1 pseudogene is annotated in these 450 nt (G+C 44.7%); it reads left to right on the forward strand.

Annotation, left to right across the window (positions count from 1 at the left end):
• A pseudogene (locus PSH48_RS20945) lies at positions 1-450 on the forward strand (S9 family peptidase); the annotation flags it as partial.

The raw sequence follows: 450 nt of genomic DNA on the forward strand, positions 1-450 counted from the left end.
GATGAGTACCGTGAATAATCCATTAAGCCTAGCGCAAATTTATAAAGATAAAGAATTTAAAACCCAGCGTAGCACTTACTTTAAGTGGCTAGACGATGGCACCGGCTACACTGTGCTTGAAGAGCGCGAAAGCGAAAAAGAAAAAGCAGACGATAACAACGCCGATGACGAAAAAGAGCACGGCGTTAAAGGTAACGACATTGTATTTTACAATGCTGACGGTACAGGCCGTAAAGTACTGGTTGAGTTTGAAAAGCTGTTGCCAGAGGGCGCAGACGAGCCATTTGCAATCGAAAGCTACCAATGGTCAAAAGACGGTAAATGGCTGATGGTATTTACCAACAGTGAGCAAGTTTGGCGCTCACGCAGCAGAGGCGACTTTTGGTTACTCAACCTTGAGACTAACCAGTTACAGCAATTAGGTGGCTTGGATGTTGAGCCTACTAAGTT

The organism is Pseudoalteromonas sp. Angola-4 (genome assembly GCF_028599265.1).
In the GTDB taxonomy this organism is placed as follows: Bacteria; Pseudomonadota; Gammaproteobacteria; order Enterobacterales; family Alteromonadaceae; genus Pseudoalteromonas; species Pseudoalteromonas atlantica.